18 protein-coding genes are annotated in these 21,546 nt (G+C 69.1%); 12 read left to right on the top strand and 6 right to left on the bottom strand.

Annotated elements, in window-relative coordinates; all coding sequences use genetic code 11:
* Positions 1-19 precede the first annotated feature (19 nt).
* The 5 genes from E1161_RS21790 (at position 20) to E1161_RS21770 (ending at position 3,734) form a co-directional block, all read left to right on the top strand.
* Positions 20-1,711, top strand: a complete 1,692-nt coding sequence (locus E1161_RS21790; RefSeq protein ID WP_132626222.1) for a sensor histidine kinase — start codon at positions 20-22, stop codon at positions 1,709-1,711.
* Between the two features lie 69 nt (positions 1,712-1,780).
* Positions 1,781-2,221 (top strand): roadblock/LC7 domain-containing protein, encoded by a 441-nt coding sequence (locus E1161_RS21785; RefSeq protein WP_132626220.1) that lies wholly within the window; start codon positions 1,781-1,783, stop codon positions 2,219-2,221.
* A gap of 2 nt (positions 2,222-2,223) precedes the next feature.
* Positions 2,224-2,583: a DUF742 domain-containing protein gene (locus E1161_RS21780; protein WP_132626218.1), complete on the top strand. Its 360-nt coding sequence runs from the start codon at positions 2,224-2,226 to the stop codon at positions 2,581-2,583.
* Positions 2,564-3,136 (top strand): GTP-binding protein, encoded by a 573-nt coding sequence (locus E1161_RS21775; protein ID WP_132626216.1) that lies wholly within the window; start codon positions 2,564-2,566, stop codon positions 3,134-3,136. Before E1161_RS21780 ends, E1161_RS21775 begins: the two co-directional genes overlap by 20 nt.
* A 37-nt stretch (positions 3,137-3,173) precedes the next feature.
* Entirely contained in the window at positions 3,174-3,734 is a 561-nt protein-coding gene (locus E1161_RS21770) for a GAF domain-containing protein (RefSeq protein ID WP_132626214.1), read from the top strand.
* A 65-nt stretch (positions 3,735-3,799) separates the two neighbouring features.
* Here E1161_RS21770 and E1161_RS21765 read toward each other — a convergent pair whose 3' ends face one another.
* Together E1161_RS21765 and uvrB are read right to left on the bottom strand one after the other, a co-directional pair.
* On the bottom strand, positions 3,800-5,359 hold the full coding sequence (locus E1161_RS21765) for an acyl-CoA dehydrogenase family protein (protein ID WP_235875206.1): 1,560 nt from the start codon (positions 5,357-5,359) through the stop codon (positions 3,800-3,802).
* 720 nt (positions 5,360-6,079) lie between these two features.
* Positions 6,080-8,245, bottom strand: a complete 2,166-nt coding sequence (uvrB, locus tag E1161_RS21760; RefSeq protein WP_132626212.1) for an excinuclease ABC subunit UvrB — start codon at positions 8,243-8,245, stop codon at positions 6,080-6,082.
* Between the two features lie 194 nt (positions 8,246-8,439).
* On the opposite strand from uvrB, the gene E1161_RS21755 reads away from it, so the two are divergent.
* Positions 8,440-9,036 (top strand): DUF402 domain-containing protein, encoded by a 597-nt coding sequence (locus E1161_RS21755; protein WP_132626210.1) that lies wholly within the window; start codon positions 8,440-8,442, stop codon positions 9,034-9,036.
* A gap of 116 nt (positions 9,037-9,152) precedes the next feature.
* Positions 9,153-9,659 carry a DUF402 domain-containing protein gene (locus E1161_RS21750; RefSeq protein ID WP_235875205.1) on the top strand — a complete coding sequence of 169 codons (507 nt, stop codon included), beginning with the start codon at positions 9,153-9,155 and terminating at the stop codon, positions 9,657-9,659.
* A gap of 28 nt (positions 9,660-9,687) precedes the next feature.
* Here the strand turns inward: E1161_RS21750 and coaE are convergent, their stop codons facing one another.
* Complete coding sequence (coaE, locus tag E1161_RS21745; RefSeq protein WP_132626208.1) at positions 9,688-10,875, bottom strand: dephospho-CoA kinase; 1,188 nt, start codon at positions 10,873-10,875, stop codon at positions 9,688-9,690.
* Between the two features lie 125 nt (positions 10,876-11,000).
* Positions 11,001-12,518, bottom strand: a complete 1,518-nt coding sequence (gene rpsA / locus E1161_RS21740) for a 30S ribosomal protein S1 (RefSeq protein WP_132626206.1) — start codon at positions 12,516-12,518, stop codon at positions 11,001-11,003.
* A 306-nt stretch (positions 12,519-12,824) separates the two neighbouring features.
* Between rpsA and E1161_RS21735 the strand changes: the two genes are divergently transcribed.
* The 4 genes from E1161_RS21735 to E1161_RS21720 all read left to right on the top strand — a co-directional run bounded on the left by E1161_RS21735 (position 12,825) and on the right by E1161_RS21720 (position 17,445).
* The gene (locus tag E1161_RS21735; RefSeq protein WP_408012011.1) at positions 12,825-13,682 is read left to right on the top strand and encodes a class I SAM-dependent methyltransferase; all 858 of its coding nucleotides are present in this window, start codon (positions 12,825-12,827) and stop codon (positions 13,680-13,682) included.
* A 108-nt stretch (positions 13,683-13,790) separates the two neighbouring features.
* The gene (locus E1161_RS21730; RefSeq protein WP_132626202.1) at positions 13,791-14,723 is read left to right on the top strand and encodes a GNAT family N-acetyltransferase; all 933 of its coding nucleotides are present in this window, start codon (positions 13,791-13,793) and stop codon (positions 14,721-14,723) included.
* 48 nt (positions 14,724-14,771) lie between these two features.
* Complete coding sequence (locus tag E1161_RS21725; protein WP_132626200.1) at positions 14,772-15,407, top strand: ATP-binding cassette domain-containing protein; 636 nt, start codon at positions 14,772-14,774, stop codon at positions 15,405-15,407.
* A 16-nt stretch (positions 15,408-15,423) separates the two neighbouring features.
* Complete coding sequence (locus E1161_RS21720; RefSeq protein WP_132626198.1) at positions 15,424-17,445, top strand: YhgE/Pip domain-containing protein; 2,022 nt, start codon at positions 15,424-15,426, stop codon at positions 17,443-17,445.
* A gap of 262 nt (positions 17,446-17,707) precedes the next feature.
* Here the strand turns inward: E1161_RS21720 and E1161_RS21715 are convergent, their stop codons facing one another.
* Together E1161_RS21715 and polA are read right to left on the bottom strand one after the other, a co-directional pair.
* Positions 17,708-18,094: a VOC family protein gene (locus E1161_RS21715; protein WP_132626196.1), complete on the bottom strand. Its 387-nt coding sequence runs from the start codon at positions 18,092-18,094 to the stop codon at positions 17,708-17,710.
* Positions 18,095-18,335: 241 nt separating this feature from the next.
* Positions 18,336-20,981 carry a DNA polymerase I gene (polA, locus tag E1161_RS21710; protein ID WP_235875210.1) on the bottom strand — a complete coding sequence of 882 codons (2,646 nt, stop codon included), beginning with the start codon at positions 20,979-20,981 and terminating at the stop codon, positions 18,336-18,338.
* A 157-nt stretch (positions 20,982-21,138) separates the two neighbouring features.
* Between polA and E1161_RS21705 the strand changes: the two genes are divergently transcribed.
* Complete coding sequence (locus tag E1161_RS21705; RefSeq protein WP_408012013.1) at positions 21,139-21,537, top strand: PaaI family thioesterase; 399 nt, start codon at positions 21,139-21,141, stop codon at positions 21,535-21,537.
* Positions 21,538-21,546: the final 9 nt, after the last annotated feature.

The following is a 21,546-nucleotide window of genomic DNA, read 5'->3' as shown; positions in this document are numbered from 1 at the left end:
CCCCGTACCAAGGACGCTGATGTCTGAAAGCCCCTTACTCGCGATTCAAACCGACCGAGCCCCCGAAGCCCCACCGCACAACGATCTTCGGGCGAGGCTGCAGCGGCTGGTCGTGGCGTCCCTGGGCGCGACGGCGCTGATCGGGACCGCCACGGCGGTCACGCTGATCTTCGTCCCTCCGCCTGAACTGCGCTACACCGTCCTCGCGGTGGGCATCGTCGCCAGCATCGCCGTCGTGGCCATCGGATACCTGCGCGCGAGCAAGCTGGCCGACGACGTCGACCGGCGGATCCACGAATCCGGCCACGACGCACAGGCCCGGCTGCAGGAGTCGCTGCGCAACTCCCACCAGTGGATCGAGTCGCTGCGCGGCACCGTCGCCCAGGGAACCCGCGAACTCCCCCAGCTCGTCGAGCAGATCCAAGCCGGCCAGCAGCCAGCGCCGAAGTGGCCCACGGGCGAGCCGGTCACCGGCAACCCCTACGAGCTGCTCGCCCACGAGCTCAGGCAAGCCCAGATGGCTGTCGAGTTCGCGCTGGTGCGCATGCAGAGCGCGCCCTCGCAGACCAACATCGACCCCAGCGTCGCGGTCTTCGCCAACCTCGCCCGACGCGTGCAGTCCCTGGCCCACCGCGCCATCCAGCGGCTCGACGACCTGGAGCAGCAGGTCGAGGACCCGGACCTGCTCAAGGGCCTGTTCGCGGTCGACCACCTGGTCACCGGCGTCCGCAGGCAAGCCGAATCCCTCGCCGTGCTCGGTGGTTCGATGCCGCGGCGGCAGTGGAGCAAGCCGGTCGCGATGTACACCGTGCTGCGCTCCGCGGTGGCCGAGGTCGAGCACTACGCCCGCGTCAAGGTGATCCCGCCGGTCGACGGCACGCTGCACGGCCACGCCGTCGCCGACGTCATCCACCTCATCGCCGAGCTGGTGGAGAACGCCACCGCGTTCTCCGAGCCCGACACGCAGGTGAGCATCAACAGCCAGATCGTCACCGCTGGTCTGGCCATCGACATCCGCGACCGGGGCCTGGGCATCGACCAGCGCAGTCGCGTCATGCTCAACGGGCTGCTCACCAACCCCGACGACGTCGACCGCGACGCGCAGCTGCGCGACGGCCGCATCGGCCTGTACGTGGTGGCGCAGCTGGCGCACCGGCACCACATCGGCGTCGAGCTCGAGAACAACATGTACGGCGGCACCGACGCGCACGTGGTCATCCCCAACAACCTGCTGGGCGAGACCGACGTCGAGCCGGACGAGTCCGCCGCGCAGAGCTCCAGCAGCGTGCTGACCACCGTCGAGCCGCAGGCCAACGGCCACCAAGCGCGCGGATCGCTGATGCCCGCGCCGGCGCAGACGTTCAACAACGGTCGCCACACCGGCCAGCAGCCGGTCTACACGACCGGGCCGCAGCCGCCGGTCCGCGAGGAGCGCCCCGCCCGGCAGCAGCAGAACCCCTACGGGCGCCACTCCGGCGCCGTGCCAGAGGCTCCCCCGGTGAAGACATCCGGTCCGGTCGACGCCGACAACGCCGAACGGCCCGCGCTGCCCCGGCGCGACCGCACGCGCAGCTACCTGGTCCCGCAGCTCGCGGAGAACTCCTCAACGCCCGAGGAGAAGCCGCAGGGCGGACCGAGCCCCAGCCTGTACGCGTCCTTCCGCTCGGGTGTCGAGGGCGGCGTTTCGGACGACGAACAGGGCCAGGGCTGACACCGCCCACCCCTCCCCCGCACAAATCTGCCCCCGCGCAGTGAGAAGAGTCAGGAGACGTTTTCCACAATGGCCAATGACGCAGCGGGCTCGTCGTCCGACCTGAGTTGGCTACTCGCCGACCTGCTCCGACGAGTTCCGCACACCCGCTGTGCCCTGCTCGCCTCCACCGACGGAATCAAGCGGTACTACAGAGGCCTGGACAACGACGAAGCCGACGCCCTCGCCGCTTGGGCCGCCGCGCAGTGCTCGCTGGCCCGCAACGGCGGTCGCCGGTTCGGCATGAACGGTGGCGGCGTCCGCCAGGTCGTCGTCGAGTTCAACGACCTGGTCGTGTTCGTCTCCGCCGCCGGTAGCGGAGCCGTTCTGGTCGTGCTGGCCACCCCGGAGGCCGACGCCGCGGTGCTCGGCTACGAGATCGCCCAGCTCGTCAAGCGCGTCCCGAACCACCTGGCTACCCCCATGCGGCAGCCCACCGCCGCGCGGAACGCCGGTGAGACGGGCAGGTGATCATGCCCGGACCATCGGAAAAGCCGTGGCTGGACAACGAAGCCGGACCGCTGCTGCGCCCGTACTCGCTGACCAACGGCAGGACCGAACCCAGCGAGCCGCTGTCGCTGCAGTCGCTGGTGCGGTCGACCGGGCGCTTCTCACCGGAACGCATCGAACCGGTTCACGCGAAGATGCTGACGCTCTGCCGGCACGCCACCTCGGTAGCCGAGGTCGCTGCTCACCTGCGGCAACCCGCCGTAGTCACCAAAGTCCTGCTCTCCGATCTCATCGACTGGGGAGCGCTCACCACCCACGCACCCGCGGACGTGCCGAAGCGCGATCAACTGGAGGCTTTGCTGAATGGGCTCCAACAGCTCTGAGCCATTCCCGACCTCGTTCAAGTTCCTCATAGCGGGTGGGTTCGGAGTCGGGAAGACCACGTTCATCCATTCGGTCAGCGAGATCGAGCCGTTGACCACGGAGGAGACGCTCACCGTCGCCAGCGTCGGGCACGACGACCTGACCGGCGTGGGCGACAAGACCACGACCACCGTGGCGATGGACTTCGGTCGAATCACGTTCGACCCGCAGAACATCGTGCTGTTCCTGTTCGGCACGCCGGGTCAGGACCGGTTCTGGTTCATGTGGGACGACCTGGTCGACGGCGCCCTGGGCGCGGTCGTCCTGGCCGACACGCGTCGGCTGGAGGACTGCTTCGCGGCCGTGGAGTTCTTCGAGCGACGCGGAATCGATTTCCTCGTGGCCGTCAACCAGTTCGAGAACAGCTTCCGCTACCAACCCGAGGAGGTACGGCAAGCGCTGGACATCAAACCGCACATCCCCGTCGTGCTCTGCGATGCGCGCGACCGCCGCTCCGCGGCCTCGGTGCTGGTGCAGCTGATCGAGCACGTGCTGGAGACCCGCGCCTTATGACCCCGTCCCGAATCCCCCACCGAAATCGGAGCTTCTCGTGACGACCTTCGATGCTGCCGGACACCGGCACCTCAGCCCCGTCGACTCACACGCGCACGACCGTGCCGCGCGGCTGCGCCAGCTCGGCCTGGGCGACGCCGCAGATCCCGAGTTCGACGCGTTCGCGCAGCGCGTCGCCCAAGCCCTCGGCGTGCCCAACGCCATGGTCAACTTCATCACCGACACCCACCAGTACCTGGGTGGCCTGTTCACCAAGGTGGCGGGGATGGAAGACCCCACCGCCGACGCCGACCCGCGTTCGGCTCCGATGGAGACGGGTTACTGCCCGCACGTCATCGCCCGCCGGATGGCGCTGGTTCTCGAAGACGTCTGCGACTACCCGCGTTTCGCGGGCAACGACGTCGTGGACAAGATGAACGTCCGCTCCTACCTGGGTGCTCCGCTGATCGACCGCACCGGCATGGCGCTGGGCACGGTCTGCGTCATCGACAGCGAGGTGCGCCCGTGGGGCCGCGATGGCCTCAACGCCATCAAGGCGCTGGCCAGTGAAGGCGTCGACCTGATCCACCGCCGCGAGCGCGACCTCCAGGCGGGCTGAACACACCTGCGACGAGGGGGCGGGACCGGAAAGCGGTCCCGCCCCCTCAATGCTTCGCGCGGTTCTCAGCCCCGGCGCAGGAGCAGGTCCAGGTCGTGCTGGGTACCAGGCCTGCGCTGCTCGACGTTGCCGATGGTCAGCTCGAACTCGCCGATGTGGCGGGCGAGTTCTTCCACCGTCGGCAGTTCCACGAACGGCCTGCTGTCCTCGGCGATGCGCAGCTTGTCGACGAGCTGCTGCTCGCTCCAGGACGCCGTGTGGGAGTACATCGCGGAGCGGTTGCGCCCGTCGGCGGTGAGCACCGACATGATCGCCCAGCAGGCCAGTTCACCGATCTGGCTGGCCAGGATGTGCCGCTGCTGTCCACCGGTGGTCGTGGTGGTGGTCAGCTTGTCGATCCGGGACACGTGCTCGGCGAGCTTCGGGTCGACGTCGAAGTCGTCGAAGATCGAGAAGAACTGCTGCGGGTGCTTGAGGATCGTCGACCCGAGGTAGACCGTGATGGCCTCGGTGCTGCCCTCGAAGATCCGGAACAGCCGGTAGTCCCGGTAGAACTGGCCGACGACGTTGGTGTCGACGAACCCGCGAGCACCGAGCAGCTGCAGGCAGCGGTCGACCACCTGCCACATCAGTTCGCAGCCCAGGATCTTCACCGCGAAGTAGAAGGGCTCGGGGACCTGGCGGCCCGAGTCGAGCAGGTCGGCGATGTGCTCGATCAGGGTCTCCACGGCCTGGACCGCTGCCACCGATTCGGCGATGATCTGCTGGATGCGGCCGTTCTCGGCGAGGTTGCCGGTCGCGACCTCGCGCCGCCGGGCGAAGCGCTGGGCCAGTTCCAGTGCCCGCATCGCGGCGCCGAGGGCGCCAGTGGCCAGCACGAGCCTGCCCCGGGTGAACGCGGTCTTGGCGACCAGGGGCCCCGAGCCCTCCTCGCCGAGCAGGCTCTCGGCCGGGACGCGCAGGTTGTCCAGGCTGAGGCTGTTCTGCGGCACGGCCTTGAGGCCGAGCGTGACCACCTCGGGGCCGCGCACGAAACCGGGCGAGGCGGTGTCGACGAGGAACCCGGTGATCCCGGCGTCCTGGCCGTTCTCGTCGGTCAGGCGGGCGAAGACGTTGATGAAGTTGGCGTCGGCGCCCAGCGAGATCCATTGCTTGTCGCCGTTGAGGATGTAGGAGCCGTCGGACTGCTTGGTGGCCCTGCTGGTGATCGCCCGCACGTGCGAGCCCATGCTCTGCTCGCTGACCGCACTGGTCACGAGCCTGCGCCCCTGCGCGAGCTCGGGCAGCACCGCCGAACGCACGTCCTCGCCGGCGAAGTGCTGGATCGGTGGCACGCCGAGCGTGTTGTGCACGGCGAGCAGGATGAGCAGGTTGCAATCGATCGCACCGGCCTGCCGCATCACCTTGACGGTGTCGGAGTGAGAGAGTTCCCGACCCTGGTAGCGCTCGGGAATTTGCAGGCCGAGCAGGCCCGCGTTGGCGAGGTCGGGGATCAGGGACAGCTGGAAGCCCCGACGCTCGTCCATCCGCCGGGAATCGAGTTGCTCTCTGCTGTACCTGCGCAGGAAATCGAGCATCTCCGACGCCGCGCCGGGGTTCGAGGAACCGCTTTCGGTCGACTCCATTCCGTGTGGTCCTTCCTGGGAAAGGCTCTCGCGAGGGGGTGGTTCGCGAAATGAGGGCGGATTCAGGCACGTTTGATAGGACGAACCGGTCGCGCACCGGAATTCGGCGCGGGTGGGTTACCGCGTTCGTCGTCTCATTCGTTCCGAGGTGAAAGGGCGGCCCCACCTTCAAACGCGCGCTAGGCACCGGCCCGAGCAGTGGGGGTGCCCGGGGCGCAACGTTGATCTACCGGGAGAGAAGGGGGTGGCACGTCTTCAGCATTGGGGACGTTGGGGTTGCCCAGTCCTGGCGCGTTCACGTGGAGCAGGCTCGATCTCGGGTCGGATCGCCGTCGGACCCCGGAGGGAACGAGGTCTTGGCGATCTGTCGAGATCCATGGCGAAAACTCCGTTTCCTCACAAGCCGGTACTGTCCACGTGAGCACAGCCGGAGTGGGAAATTACCGTAGCTCACCAATGCCGGGTACCCCCTTTACGGTGAGTCGAACAACGGACCGTAATCACCGCTGGTGGCGAGAACCTGAGAGCTCTGTGAGGAAATCAACTCGACCGGAGAGCGGATTCTTGCAAATCAGAGTCCTTTGTGGACGAAAACAGGAATTGTCCGAGGTCAAGACCAGAACTAGACGGTAAGTCCGAAACGCGCGTCGCGGGTCGGAACGCGGCGGGAACGCCCGATCGCAGAAGGCGAGACCTTGATCACCTTCCGCGATCGCAGCTTCATTCGATGCCTGCGGCGTCCATCCCGCGGATCTCCTTCTTCAGGTCGGCGATCTCGTCGCGCAACCTGGCCGCCAGCTCGAACTGCAACTCCCGCGCGGCGTTCATCATCTGGTCGTTGAGCTGCTGCACCAGGTCCGCCATCTCGGCGCGCGGCATCGCGGAGATGTCGCGGTCCTCCAGCAGGCCGGCGCTGGCCACCGCCTCGCCCGAAGGCTTCTTCCCGCGCGAGGTGTTGCGGCCCGAACCGCCCACCGACACCGACTCCTCGGTGTCCTCGGCCTCGCTGTAGACGCGGTCGAGGATGTCAGCGATCTTCTTGCGCAGCGGCTGCGGATCGATGCCGCGCTCTTCGTTGTAGGCGATCTGCTTGGCTCGGCGCCGGTTGGTCTCGTCGATGGCGTGCTGCATCGAGTCGGTGATCCGGTCGGCGTACATGTGCACCTGGCCGGAGACGTTGCGCGCAGCGCGCCCGATGGTCTGCACCAGCGACGTCCCGGAGCGCAGGAAGCCCTCCTTGTCGGCGTCCAGGATCGACACCAGCGAGACCTCCGGCAGGTCCAGGCCCTCGCGCAGCAGGTTGATGCCGATCAGCACGTCGTACTCGCCGAGCCGCAGCTGCCGCAGCAGCTCCACCCGCCGCAGGGTGTCGACCTCCGAGTGCAGGTAGCGCACCCTGATGCCCAGCTCCAGCAGGTAGTCGGTGAGGTCCTCGGCCATCTTCTTGGTCAGCGTGGTCACCAGCACCCGCTCGTCGCGGTCGGCGCGCTCGCGGATCTCGTGCACCAGGTCGTCGATCTGGCCCTCGGTGGGCTTGACGACGACCTCCGGGTCGATCAGACCGGTCGGGCGGATGACCTGCTCGACGAACTCGCCGCCCGCCTGCGCCACCTCGTACGGACCGGGCGTGGCCGACAGGTAGACGGTCTGGCCGATGCGGTCGGAGAACTCCTCGAAGGTCAGCGGCCGGTTGTCCAGCGCGCTGGGCAGCCGGAAGCCGTGTTCGACCAGCGTCCGCTTCCGGGAGGCGTCGCCTTCGTACATGCCGCCGATCTGCGGGACCGTCACGTGCGACTCGTCGACGATCAGCAGGAAGTCATCCGGGAAGTAGTCGATCAGCGTCGCCGGCGCCGAACCCGCCTCGCGGCCGTCGATGTGGCGCGAGTAGTTCTCGATGCCCGAGCAGAACCCGACCTGGCGCATCATCTCGATGTCGTACTGGGTGCGCATCCGCAGCCGCTGGGCCTCCAGCAGCTTGTTCTGCTTCTCCAAGCGGCCCAGCTGGTCCTCGAGCTCGCCCTCGATGGCGCGGATGGCCTTGTCCATCCGCTCCGGACCGGCGACGTAGTGCGTGGCTGGGAAGATCCGCAGCTCCTGAACCTCGCGGACGATCTCACCGGTGAGCGGGTGCAGGTAGTAGAGCCGGTCGATCTCGTCGCCGAAGAACTCCACCCGCACCGCCAGCTCCTCGTAGGCGGGGATGATCTCGACGGTGTCGCCGCGCACCCGGAACGTGCCGCGGGCGAAGGCGATGTCGTTGCGGCTGTACTGCACGTCCACCAGTGCGCGCAGGAACACGTCGCGATCGATCTCGCCGCCGACCGCCAGCGGGATCGCGCGGTCGAGGTAGGACTGCGGCGTGCCGAGGCCGTAGATGCAGGAGACCGAGGAGACCACCACGCAGTCCCGGCGGGAGAGCAGGTTCGAGGTCGCGGAGTGGCGCAGCCGCTCGACGTCCTCGTTGATCGAGGAGTCCTTCTCGATGTAGGTGTCGGTCTGCGGGACGTAGGCCTCGGGCTGGTAGTAGTCGTAGTAGCTGACGAAGTACTCCACGGCGTTGTCCGGGAAGAATCCGCGCAGCTCGTTGGCCATCTGGGCGGCCAGCGTCTTGTTGGGCTCCAGCACCAGCGTGGGGCGCTGCACCCGCTCGACCAGCCACGCGGTGGTGGCCGACTTGCCGGTGCCGGTGGCGCCGAGCAGCACCACGTCCTTCTCGCCGGAGTTGATCCGGCGTTCCAGGTCCTCGATGGCCTGCGGCTGGTCACCGGCCGGGTCGTAGTCGCTGACCATGCGGAACCGGGCGTCGGTCCGGGGGATGTCGCCAACCGGGCGGAACTCGGAGTGCGCCAGCACGGAGTCGTCGGGGCGCTCAGTCGCAAAAGCCACGTTCCCCAGCGTACGAGGCACCACTGACATCATGTTCCGTCACGGGGTGCCACCAGGCCGATGAGGGCGGACAATGGGATGCGTCACCGGCCCCGACCACTAGGGAGGTGACCTGCGAACAGTGGAAGAGAGATAGCGGGCGCGGCGTGCTTCGGACGTCGCGCCCGCCTCATGCGGTCGCTTATGGTGTCGGTGTGACCACTCAGCGGGAGATCGCCGAGCGGCTGGGACTGCCAGTGCACCCGCCGAAGACCGAGGTCTTCGACCTCGCGGCGGGCACCAACACCGACCCCAAGGGCCACGTGCGCACCGTGAGCCGCTTCCGCCGCGAGCCCTTCGGGCTCTACCTCGCCCGGCCGCTGCCGGGGCAGCCGAAGATCGCCGGGCTGGAGTCGTGGTTGCTGCCCTCGCTGGGGTTGCGGGTGACGCGCTGGCACTGGCGGCCCGGCCACGAACGGGACCTCGACTTCTACCTCGATCTCGTTGACGTCGAACCGGGTGACACCCGATGGCGGACCGTCGACCACTACCTGGACCTGGAAGTGCGCCAGGCCCGGGACGTGGAACTCCTCGACGTGGACGAATTCGTGCTCGCGGTCCAATCCGGACTCCTCGAACCCGGAACGGCCGAGCGCGCGATGCGGCGGGCCTGCGCGGCGCTGGAGGGCATCACCCACTGCGGCTACGATCTGCCGAAGTGGTTGCGCACCAACGACATCGAGCTGTCGTGGAGTGGGCAACCCACCCAAGCTCCCGTACCCGGCCAACGTTCGCTACCGCCAACGGAGTGATCACCACCGCTGGACCCGGCGCAATTCCCGGCGCCGGCCGACCATTGCGCAAAAGTTACGTGAAAAGCCGGTGCTGATGATCTCGTTGCCGGTTTTCGCGGCTACTCTCTAGAACTGTGAGCGCTGCGATCTCCCCCAAGATGGTGGAAGTCATCGATCTCTTCAGCTCGCAGCGCAGACATCCTTCCGGGTACGTGCACCAGCTGGAGGTCTGCCACGTCGAGCGGTGGGGACTCGCCGTGGAGTGCCCGACCCCGCAGGCCCCGGAGCACGACGTCGAGATCACCTGGTTGCTGGCCGACCTGGGCCTGCGCCTGACGAAGTTCCGCCCGCGCAACCGGCACTCCCAACCGAGCCCAAGCACGCTCACCGCGGTCACCATCCACCGCGACACCCGCTCCTGGGCCACCACGGACCTCCTGCTGGGCCTGGAGCTCTCGGACCGAGGCCGGCCCCGCATCACCAGGGCAGCGGAGTTCGCCTCCGCGGTGGCCACCGGTGCCATCCGCCAGAGCGAGGCCGACTACGCGTTCCAGACGGTCCACCGCACGCTCGACGAGATCAGCCACCACCGGTCGATCAACCAGTGGCTCGCCCACCGGGGCATCTTCGACCCCTGGTGACCCTCGCCCAGTTGCCCCGGTGCGAGCGTCAGGGGGTCCAGCCGGTGGTTTCCGCCCAGGTCATGGCCCTGGGGAGGTTCGCGGCGAACCAGGGTTCCTTCGCCTCGGCATAGCCCTCGTGGTCCGGGTCGCCAGCGTGGGCTTCGGCGACCTGCCGCTTCGTCGCGAGGTAGTCCTCGCGGGCCTGCGGGTCCGCCCGGAGCCAGTCGGGGAACAGCAGGGCCACCCGCCAGGCCGCGGTGCCCTCGACCCGGACGTGCAAGTGCACGTGGCGGCCGGGGTCCGCTGCGGCGTGCAAGCGCTTGGACCACTGCTCCGGCTCCGGGGCGAAGTCGTGGGAGTGGTCGTGGTCGCTGCCGGGCACGACCGGGAAGCCCGCATCGCCCAGCGGGTCCGCCAGGGCGTCGGCGTCGGCGAGGGTGCGGACGGTGAGCTGGAGGTCGATGACGTCCTTGGCGATGATCGGCACCGAGGTGGAGCCGACGTGGTCCACGCGCACCGCCCGCTGCCCTGCCGCTCGCTCCACGCGGGCGATCAGCCGACGAGCCTGGGCCGCCCACTCCGGATTCCGGTCGACGAGCTCCGGTGGCATGGGCTCGGCGCGCTGCCGGAGCCGCAGGTTCTGCTCGAAGGGCACCAAGCGGTCCTGCCACAGCTGGTCGACGCTCGTCAGCAGGTCCTCGACCGAGCCCGCGTTGTCCAGCCACACGTCGGCGGCCTCGCGCCGCTGCTCGCCGGTGGCCTGCGCGGCGATGCGCGCGCGTGCGTCCTGCTCGGCGAGCCCGCGCTCGATCAGCCGCCGCACCCGGACGTCCTCATCTGCATCGACGACGATCACCAGGTGATAATGCGGAGCGTATCCCGCCTCCACGAGCAGCGGGATGTCGTGCACCAGCACCGAGTCGGCGGGGGCTTCGGCCATCCGCTTCGCGGTCAGCTCAGCGACCTTGGGATGCACGATCGCGTTGAGGTCGAGCCGGGACTGGTCGTCGGCGAACGCCGCGGCCGCCAGCGCCGGCCGGTTCAGCGAACCGGACTCGTCCAGGATCGCCTCGCCGAAACGCTCGACCAGCTCGGCCAACCCCGCGCTGCCGGGTTCGACGACCTCGCGCGAGAGCGCGTCGGCGTCGATCACCACCGCGCCGAGCTCGGCGAACCGCCGCGCCACGGTCGACTTCCCCGATCCAATGCCTCCGGTCAATCCCACGCGCAACATGCGCTACATCCTGCCAGCTGATCACCCGTCTGTGAGGGGGCAGTTCTGGTGTCCGGACGCGAAACGGCCCCGCGTCCACGAGGGATGCGGGGCCGCTTCGGACTTCAGCCTTCAGGCGTCAGTGCTCACGCACCACCGGAGAGCTTCTCGCGGAGGGCGGCCAGCTGGGCGTCGCTCGCGAGCGAGCCGCTGTCCTGCTGCTCGTCGTTCGAAGCCGACGAGTAGTTGCCGCCACCACCGGCCGGAGCCGGCTGCTCGTCCTCGCCACCACCGGCGGCCGCGGCAGCCGCGGCCTCGGCGTCGGCCTGACGGGCCTTCGTGATCTGCGCGATGTGCTTCTCGTAGCGGGTGTGCGCCTCGGCGTACTGGCGCTCCCACTCCTCGCGAGCCGACTCGAAGCCCTCCTGCCACTCCTGGGTCTCCGGATCGAAGCCCTCGGGGTAGATGTAGTTGCCTTCGTTGTCGTACTCGGCAGCCATGCCGTACTGGGTCGGGTCGAACTCCGAGTCGGGGCTGAAGCCCTCGTTGGCCTGCTTCAGCGACAGGGAGATCCGGCGACGCTCGAGGTCGATGTCGATGACCTTGATCATCACCTCGTCGCCGACCTGGACGACCTGCTCCGGGATCTCCACGTGGCGCTCGGCCAGCTCGGAGATGTGGACCAGGCCCTCGATGCCCTCGTCGACGCGGACGAACGCACCGAACGGCACCAGCTTGGTGACCTTGCCCGGCACGATCTGGCCGATCGCGTGGGTGCGGGCGAACTGACGCCACGGGTCTTCCTGGGTGGCCTTCAGCGACAGCGAGACGCGCTCGCGGTCCATGTCGACGTCGAGGACCTCGACGGTGACTTCCTGGCCGACCTCGACGACCTCGGACGGGTGGTCGATGTGCTTCCAGGACAGCTCGGAGACGTGCACCAGACCGTCGACCCCACCGAGGTCGACGAACGCACCGAAGTTGACGATGGAGGACACGACGCCCTTGCGGACCTGGCCCTTCTGCAGCTGGTTGAGGAACTCGCTGCGGACCTCGGACTGGGTCTGCTCCAGCCAGGCGCGACGGGACAGGACCACGTTGTTGCGGTTCTTGTCCAGCTCGATGATCTTGGCTTCGAGCTCGCGGCCGACGTAGGGCTGCAGGTCGCGGACACGGCGCATCTCGACCAGGGACGCCGGCAGGAAGCCGCGCAGCCCGATGTCGAGGATGAGGCCGCCCTTGACGACCTCGATGACGGTGCCCTTGACGGGCTCGTCCTTCTCCTTGAGCTCCTCGATGGTGCCCCAGGCACGCTCGTACTGGGCGCGCTTCTTGGAGAGGATCAGTCGGCCTTCCTTGTCCTCCTTCTGGAGAACAAGCGCCTCGACGAAGTCACCAACGGTGACGACCTCGGCGGGGTCGACGTCGTGCTTGATCGACAGTTCCCGGGACGGGATGACGCCCTCGGTCTTGTAGCCGATGTCAAGCAGCACCTCGTCACGGTCGACCTTGACGATGGTGCCCTCAACAATGTCCCCATCGTTGAAGTACTTGATGGTCTGGTCGACGGCGGCGAGGAAGTCCTCCTCCGTCCCGACGTCGTTCACTGCGACCTGCGGCTTGGTGGCGGCTGCAGTCGGGACGGTGGTGGTGTCGGTGGACATCAGGTGGGTTGCTCCGGTACGGATAGGTTGGTCGCTGGTTCTAAGCTTGTGCCGCGCCATGGCCGCTCAAGTCCGGCCCAGCGGGTAGCCGGACCTGCGGATTCCGTTTTGCCGAACGACCTCCACTACCCGGTCTGACCCGGGACGCGGAAGCCGCCGAGAAAAAGACCCACGGCGCGGGCGGTATCGTACGCGCTTTCTCGATCGCCGGGCAAACCGCGGTACCCCTGGATGGCAGACGGGCTTCGGACGCACGACACAATCCCTTCACGTCCACGCCCTGACCACCTTCACCCGGGGGAATCCTTGACACGTCCCGACGAGCCGGAAAACGCCAGCTCTCAGGATAGCTCGGCAGAGCAGTTGCTGGGGACGGTCGGTGTCCGCAAGCGCAGCGTGGACGCTGCTGAGTCGCGTTCGGCGAACCGGTTGTGGTGGGACGCCGACGCCGACGACTACCACGCCGAGCACGGCGACTTCCTCGGCGACGACGACTTCGTGTGGTGCCCGGAGGGACTGCGCGAGGAGCACGCCGGTCTGCTCGGGGACGTGCGCGGCAAGCGGATCCTGGAGGTCGGCTGCGGTGCGGCGTCGTGCGCGCGCTGGCTGGCCGGGCAGGGCGCCGAGGCCGTTGGCCTGGACATCTCCGCCGGAATGCTGCGGCACGGGGTCGACGCCGCGCGGCGCAGCGGGACGCACGTGCCGCTGGTCCAGGCCAGCGCCGATCTGCTGCCCTTCGCCACCGACAGCTTCGACCTCGCCTGCTCGGCGTTCGGCGGAGTGCCGTTCGTCGCCGACGTGGGCGCGGTGTTCCGCGAGGTGGCCCGGGTGCTGCGTCCGGGCGGCACGTGGGTGTTCGCCGTCACTCACCCGATGCGGTGGATCTTCCCGGACGACCCGGGGCCGACGGGCCTGACCGCGACCAACTCCTACTTCGACCGCACCCCCTACCTGGAGATCGACGGCGATGGCCGCGCCACCTACGTCGAGCACCACCGCACGCTGGGCGACTTCGTGCGGGCGCTGTCGGGCGCCGGGATGCGCTTGACCGATCTGATCGAACCCGAGTGGCCCGAGGGGCACACTCAGGTCTGGGGGCAGTGGAGCCCGCTTCGCGGCAGGCTGTTCCCCGGGACCGCGATCTTCGTGTGCGCGCTCGACTGAGGCGTTCCGTGGTCGGCTCGCTCAGCGGTTCGGGTAGTGGTGCCAGCTGATCAGGTGATGAGAAGAGGGAGCGACCTCGTCGCTTCGCCTAGATGTGAGGAGCCCCCGGTGGCGACCGCGCAGGATTTGATGCAGGCCCAGTTCGCGCGGTTCGCCGCCCTGGACCCGCAGTTGCCGCAGGACCAGTTCGTGCCGACCGACGCCGAGCCGGTGGCGGCGCGGACCTCCGGCGGGCACGCGGTGGCCGGGTTGGTCACGCACACCTCGAACCCGGAGGGCTCGGCGCGCGGCCTGTGGCAGGCCGGCGAGGCCTTCGAACTGTTCCCGATCATCGGCGAGCACCCGCGCGCGGGAATGGATTCGCTGCTGGGCGCGTGGCGGGAACGGCTCGGCGAGCAGGACGACCCGGGACCGAACTCCTCGGCGATGGTGGTCTGGCCGAGCCGTGACGTGCAGGCCACGCGAGCGTTGCTCGATCACGGCTTCATGCCGTTGTCGGTGCTCGCGATTCGATCACCCACCCCGGCCGCAGATACGAAACTGTCTGGTACCGTAAAGGTGCGTCGCGCCGGACCGGCCGACCTGGACGCCGTCGTCGACCTCACCCTCACCGAGCTCGAATACGCCGCCCTCGTCGGAACCGCCACGTACCGCTCCGATGCCGCGCAGCTGAAGCGGACCGCCGCCCGAGTGCGCCTGCACTCCGACGATCCGGTCTGGCTCGCGGAGCAGGACGGCACGCCCGTCGCGGTCGCGGAATGCGGCTGGATCGACACCGGCAAGTCCCCGCGGGCCTACCGGCTGCGCCCCGGCTCGTGGGGGTACATCAACTGCGTGTCGGTGCACGAGAAGGCGCGTGGCACCGGCATCGGCAGGCAGCTGATGTCGGTGGTGCACAACGAGTTCGTGCGCCGGGGCGCCATCGGCAGCTTCCTGTACTACAACCCGCCCAACCCGCTGTCCTCGGTGTTCTGGCCCCGCCAGGGCTACCGGCCACTGTGGACGATGTGGGAGGTGCGCCCGGCCACCGCACTGCGCTGACCCCGGTCCGGGGCCTGCGCGCAGGTCCTACGAGATCGAGGAGGAGGCGTGGAGATCGTCGCCACCGGCGTCGAGGTCATCGGCGCGCACGGGCCACTGCTGGCCCCCACTTCGCTCCGGGTCGCCGACGGTCAGACCCTGCTGGTCACCGGCGAAGCCGGCACCGGCAAGACCGCGCTCGCGCTGGCCCTGTCCGGGCGGCTCAAGCCCAGCAGCGGGAGCGTCCGGCTGGACGGCTCTGCCGACGCGGTCCGGCTGCGCCGCGCCGTCGCCGTCGTCGACGCCCCACAGATCACCGAACCTGAGGACTCCCTGCAGGTCCGCGACGTGACCGCCGAAGGTCTGGCGCTGGCCCGGCGCGGTTCGACCCGCCGCGAGGTGCGCGGCTGGCTGGCCGACCGCGAACTCCCCGGCGACGTCCGGTTCGAGAACCTCACCTCGCACCAGCGCACCCGCCTGCTGGTCGACCTTGCCTGCGAGTCCCGCACCACGCGCGCGCTGGTGCTGGACTGCCCCGACCGCCACGGCGGCGACCCGCAGCTCTGGTACTCCCTGGCCACCGCCCGCGCCGAAGAAGGCATGGCGGTGGTCGTGCTCTGCTCCACGCGCTCCGCCGACGAGCTCGGAGCGCCCGCCGTCCGCATCGGCGCGGACGACGCCCAGAAATCCACTTCGGCCGGTTGACACCTGAAGGTCCGTGATGACTACTTTCCGGCTCGCCGCAACGGAATTGCGACGACTCACCTCGGGCAAGCTGCCCAAGCTCGCGCTGCTGGCGGTCACCTTGGTGCCGCTGCTCTACGGCGCGATGTACATCTACGCCAACTGGGATCCCTACGGGAAGCTCGACTCGGTGCCCGCCGCGGTCGTCATCGACGACACCGGCGCCGAGGTGGACGACGGCCAGCCCCTCAACGCCGGCCAGGACGTCTACGACGAGCTCCTGGACTCCGGCACGTTCTCCTGGACCCGCACCGATCTCCAGCACGCCCAGACGGGCGTGGCCAACGGCGACTACACCTTCGCCCTGGTGGTCCCCCGGGACTTCTCCGACGCCCTGGTCTCCCCCGCCGACTTCGAACCGCGACAGGCCAAGCTGCAGCTGATCACCAACGACGCGAACAACTACCTGGTGGGCACCATCGCCGACAAGCTCGCCGGTGAGGTCCGCGAGGGCGTCGCGTCCAACGCGGGATCGACCGCCGCCGAGCAGTTCCTGCTCGGCTTCTCCACGGTGCACGACAAGACCGTCGAAGCCGCCAACGGCGCGGGCGAGCTCGCAGACGGCGCCGGGCAGCTGCGCGACGGGCTCGGCCAGGCCGAGCAAGGCGGCACCGAGCTCTCCGACGGCGCGCACCAGCTGCTCAGCGGACAGCGACAGCTGGCCTCGGGCGCCAACAGGCTGGCCGACGGAACCGGCCAGCTGCACACCGGCCTGCAGCAGCTCCAGTCCTCGACCGCGAAGCTGCCGGACCAGACCGCGAAGCTGGCCGACGGCGCCGAGGAGGTCGCCCAGGGCAACGAGCAGCTCGCGCAGAAGGCCAACGTCGTCGGCGACCTCTCCCAAGGCATCGTCGACGACCTGGACCAGACCAAGGCCAAGACGGCCGCGCAGCTGCGCCAGGCAGGCGTCGACGAAGCCACCGTGCAGAAGATCGTCACCGGGCTCGACGATCTGGGCAGGCCCGCCACCGACGCCAACACCGAGCTGCGAACGCAGGTCGGACAGCTCAACGCGCTGGCCGACGGCGCCCGCCAGGTCGCCGACGGCAACCGGGCGCTGGCCAACGCCACCCCGCAGCTGACCAGCGGCATCCGCCAGCTCACCAGCGGCGCCGGGCAGGTCGACGACGGAGCCGTGCAGCTGCGCGACGGCGAGCAGCAGGCCCTGTCGGGCACCAGCAGGCTCGCCGACGGCGCCGACCAGCTCGTCGGCGGCACCCGGCAGCTCCACGCCGGCTCCGGCCAGCTCGTCGACGGTTCCAACACGCTGGCCACCGAGCTCGGCAAGGGCGCGGGCGACATCCCCAACCCCGACGACACGACCCGGCAGACCACCGCCGACACCATCGGCGACCCGGTCGCTGTGGACACGCAGGCGCAGGTCAAGGCCGACACCTACGGTGCCGGGCTGGCGCCGTACTTCATGGGCCTGGCGCTGTGGGTCGGGGGGTTCGTCCTCTTCCTGCTGATGCGGCCGATGTCCAACCGGGCGCTGGCGGCCGGTGTGGCGCCGTGGCGGGTCGCGCTGGGCGGCTGGCTGCCCGCCGCGCTGATCGGGTTCGTGCAGGCGGTGCTGCTGTTCTCGGTGGTCGTGCTCGTCATCGGGGTGCACCCCGCGCACCAGTGGCGGACGCTCGGCTTCCTGATCCTGACCTCGTTCGCGTTCACCGCTGTTGTCCACTCGCTGAACGCGGCGTTCGGCCCGAAGGGCAAGTTCATCGCCCTGGTGGTCCTGGTGCTGCAGCTGGTCACGGCGGGCGGCACGTTCCCGTGGCAGACGATCCCGGAACCGCTGCACCCGCTGCACCAGGTCCTGCCGCTGGGCTACGTGGTGACGGGGCTGCGCCACCTCATCTACGGCGGCACGGAGGGCTCGGTCGTCCAAGCCGTGGCGGTCCTGCTCTGCTACCTGGTGGCGTCCCTGCTGCTGACCACGGTCTCGGCCTGGCGCCAGCGGGTCTGGACACCCACCCGCCTCAAACCTGAGCTGTCGCTCTGATCAGCGCAAAACGCGGGCCTCCGGATCTGTGCGGAGGCCCGCATTTGCGTTGATCGTCAGGAGCGGTCCACTCAACGCGGCGAGCCGCTGCACCAAGTGTGGGACTGAGCTGGCACGCGGCACTCCCCTTCTGGGGGGACCCTGACAACTGGCGAGTACGCCGCGACGCCGTGCATCGGCATGCGGAAGGAGTGAGCCACGGAGTCCAGGCGTGTCAGGTTCCGCCACCGCACCGCCGAGCAGGGTGACCACCGAACAACTCTCAGTCGTCGTAGCGGGCGATCTCGATGAGGTTCCCGTCGGGATCGCGCAGGTAGAGCGAGGTGATGGGGCCCCGGGAGCCGATGCGCCCGACCGGGCCCTCCTCGATGCGGACCTCGTTGTTGCGCAGGTGGTCCTGGACGTCGGCCAGCGCCTGGCTGGTGACGAAGCACAAGTTCGCGGAGCCGGGGACCGGGTGGGTCGCGGTCGGTTCGACCAGCTCGGCAGCCGCGTGCAGCTTGATGGTCTGATCGCCGAAGCGAACCGCACGCCGCTCGCCGGGGAACTCCACCGGCTCCATGCCGAGCACGCCCTGGTAGAACTCGACCGCCCGATCCACATCGGCGACGGTGAGGACCAAGTGGTCGACTCGGTCGATGCTGATCATGCTCCTCCTCGGGGTCGGCGCGGTCAGCTCTTGGGGTGCTGCTCACGCCCTGGTGACGCCCCGCCGGCCACAACGCCGCAGCGGCCGAGCCCGGCCGGAGCGTGTACCGCAGGCTATCCGCACCGGTGTTCGGTACCCGCGTTCGGGCCCCACCAGCGGTGATGTTCGCCATTGCACAACATCACGCCGGAGCGCAACCCCGAAACGGCGGTTCCGTGATCGAGTCGAGATCCCTCGCCGCTCAGTGCGCGGCGGAGTCCCAGGAGCGACCCGACCCGACCGAGACCTCCAGCGGCACGCCCAGCGGGTACGCCGAACCCATCTGCTCGCGCACCAGCTTCTCCACCACGTCCCGCTCGCCGTCGGCGACCTCGATGATCAGTTCGTCGTGCACCTGCAGCAGGGTCCGCGAGCGCAGGCCCTCGGCCTTGAGGGCCCCGTGCACGCCGAGCATGGCGACCTTGATGATGTCGGCGGCGCTGCCCTGGATCGGGGCGTTGAGCGCCATCCGCTCGGCCATCTCGCGGCGCTGCCGGTTGTCGCTGAGCAGGTCCGGCAAGTAGCGGCGGCGCCCCATGATGGTGGAGGTGTAGCCGTCCTTGCGGGCCTGGTCGACGACCTCGCGCAGGTAGTCGCGGACCCGGCCGAAGCGCGCGAAGTAGGCGTCCATCTGCGCCTTGGCGTCTTCGGCGGAGATGCGCAGCTGCTGCGCCAGGCCGTAGGCCGACAGACCGTAGGCCAGGCCGTAGGACATGGCCTTGACCCGTCGGCGCAGCTCCTGGTCGACCTCGCCGATCGGCACGTCGAACGCCTGCGAGGCGACGTAGTTGTGCAGGTCCTCGCCGGTGTTGAACGCCTCGATGAGCCCTTCGTCGCCGGAGAGGTGCGCCATGATGCGCATCTCGATCTGGCTGTAGTCGGCGGTCATCAGCTCGGCGTAGTCGCCGCCGACGACGAACACCTCGCGAATCCGGCGGCCCTCTTCGGTGCGGATCGGGATGTTCTGCAGGTTCGGATCGGTCGACGACAGCCGGCCGGTGGCGGCGATCGTCTGGTTGAACGTGGTGTGGATGCGGCCGTCGTCCGAGATGGACTTGGTCAGGCCCTCCACTGTGGTCCTGAGCCGGGTTGCGTCGCGGTGTTCCAGCATGTGCTGCAGGAACGGGTGCTCGGTCTTCTCGAACAAGGTCTGCAGCGCTTCGGCGTCGGTGGTGTAGCCGGTCTTGGTGCGCTTGGTCTTCGGCATGTTGAGCTCGTCGAAGAGGACCACCTGCAGCTGCTTCGGCGAGCCGAGGTTGATCTCCTTGCCGATGACGGCGTACGCCTCCTGCGCGGCCTGCTTGACGCGCGCGGCGAAGCGCGCGCCCAGTTCGGCCAGCTGCTCGGCGTCCACGGCGATCCCGGCGCCTTCGAGCTCGGAGAGGACCAGCAGCAGCGGCAGTTCGAGGTCGGTGAGCAGCGTGGTGCTGTCGATGCGGGCGAGCTCGGTGTCCAGCGCGTCGGCGAGCTCGGCGACCGCGCGGGCCCGCAGCAGTTCACCCGCGGCGGCCTTCTCCTGGCTCTCCGACTCGTCCTCCAGCAGCGACAGCTGGCCGTCGTCCTCGCCGCTGTCGGCGCGCAGCTCCCGCTGCAGGTAGCGCACCACCAGGTCGGGCAGTTCGAAGGAGCGCTGGCCGGGACGCACCAAGTAGGCGGCCAGGGCGGTGTCGCTGGTGAGACCGGCGATGGTCCAGCCGCGGTCGCGGATGGCGTGCAGCGGGCCCTTCACGTCGTGAGCGGCCTTGGGCACGTCGGCGTCGGCCAGCCAAGACGCGAGCGCCTTCTCGTCCTCGCTGGTCAGCGCGGTGACGTCGACGAACGCGCCTGCCCCGTCGGCGGTGGCCAGCGCGATGCCTGCCAGGTCGCCGTGGCCGCGCGCCCAGGTGCCGGTGCAGGACACGCCGACGCGGTTGCCGCCGCGCGCGTGCTGGTCGAGCCATGCGGCGAGCGCGCCGGGCTCGATGACGCCGCCGGTGACCTCGAAGCCCTCGTCGACCTCGGGTTCGGCGCTGGAGAGCGTGGCGAACAGCCGGTCGCGCAGCACCCTGAACTCCAGGTCGTCGAACAGCCCGTGCACGGCGTCGCGATCCCAGGCGCGCACCTCCAGGTCCTCCGGCTCGGCTTCGAGCTCGACATCGCGCACGAGCTCGGTGAGCTGCCGGTTGAGCAGCACCGACGACAGGTGCTCGCGCAGGTTGTCGCCCGCCTTGCCCTTGACCTCGTCGACCCGGTCCACGAGACCGGCGAGCGAGCCGAACTGCTGGATCCACTTGGTGACGGTCTTCTCCCCCACCCCCGGGATCTTGGGCAGGTTGTCCGACGGGTCACCGCGCAGCGCCGCGAAGTCGGGGTACTGCTCGGGCGTCAGCCCGTACTTGGCCTCGACGGCTTCCGGGGTGAACCGGGTCAGCTCGGAGACGCCCTTGGTCGGGTACAGCACGGTCACGTCGTCGGTGACGAGCTGGAGCGCATCGCGGTCTCCGGTGCAGATGGCGACCTTGAAGCCGCCGCCGGTGGCCTGGGTGGTCAGCGTGGCGATGACGTCGTCGGCCTCGTAGTTCTCCTTGCTCAGCACCGGGATGTTCAGCGCGCCGAGGATGTCCTGGATGAGGCTGACCTGGCCCTTGAACTCGTCCGGGCTTGTGCTGCGGTTGGCCTTGTACTCGGTGAAGGTCTCGCTGCGGAAGGTCTTGCGGGAGACGTCGAAGGCGACCGCGAGGTGGGTGGGCTGCTCGTCGCGCAACAGGTTGATCAGCATCGAGGTGAAGCCGTACACCGCGTTGGTGTGCTGCCCGGTGCCGGTTTGGAAGTTCTCCTTCGGCAGGGCGTAGAAGGCGCGGTAGGCCATCGAGTGGCCATCGATCAACAGCAGGCGTCGGTCCTCGGATTGCGTCACGGCCGCGAGTTTAGGCTGAAGCTCTGACAGCCAGTACCGCAGGCGACGGGGAGGACCGGCAGTGCCCGCTACCGACAACGGTGAGGCCGTGACCAGCGGCGATGCCGACCTGGAGGCGCTGCTGAGCGCCACCGACGAACAGCTCAGCGCCCGGATGGGCATCGAGATCGTCGAATACAGCCCCGATCGGGTGGTCGCGACGATGCCGGTGGCCGGCAACCGCCAGCCCTACGGCCTGCTGCACGGCGGCGCGAACGCGGTGCTCGCCGAGCAGGCCGGTTCGATCGCCGCAGCACTGAGCGCCGGCGAGGGCCGCATCGCGGTCGGCCTGGAGCTGACCTGCACGCACCACCGGGCGGCCACGGAGGGCCAGGTGACCGCGGTGGCCAGCCCGCTGCACCGGGGCCGCTCGACGGCGACCTACGACATCGAGATCACCGATGATGAGGGCCGCCGCACCTGCTCGGCGCGGCTCACCTGCATCCTGCGCGACCAGCCGCCGAAGTGATCAGGACGC

This window comes from Saccharopolyspora aridisoli, from assembly GCF_004348445.1.
Classification (GTDB): Bacteria; Actinomycetota; Actinomycetes; order Mycobacteriales; family Pseudonocardiaceae; genus Saccharopolyspora; species Saccharopolyspora aridisoli.
The sequence above is the reverse complement of the archived record's forward strand: the minus strand, read 5'-3'. Positions and strand labels throughout refer to the sequence as shown.